The 266-nt window shown below is 36.5% G+C and carries 1 pseudogene; it reads right to left on the minus strand.

Annotated elements, in window-relative coordinates:
• Positions 1-19: 19 nt before the first annotated feature.
• Positions 20-266 (minus strand): annotated as a pseudogene (locus tag SB773_RS32360) (hypothetical protein); the annotation flags it as partial.

The following is a 266-nucleotide window of genomic DNA, read 5'->3' on the forward strand; positions in this document are numbered from 1 at the left end:
GGAAAAGCAAGTTTTTTCATCATTTAGAATGGTTCATTCTTTTGACCAATAGTAAAATAACGGAAAATAGAGTGAAAATGATCATGACCGAGATGGACGTTGTAAAAAAATTTACCCATGCGCTTGTCTCTGTGTCTTGTGGCATGACCACAATTTTTTCTATATCATGTTCTTCTGCAGCGTCATTCATTCTATTCATCGAAATTTCACTATTTGGGACAGTGGCGATAAAATATTGATCCTTTTCATAACCTTTCAGCCGCCCG

This window comes from Bacillus sp. SIMBA_074 (assembly GCF_046534555.1).
Taxonomy (GTDB): Bacteria; Bacillota; Bacilli; order Bacillales; family Bacillaceae_G; genus Bacillus_A; species Bacillus_A mycoides.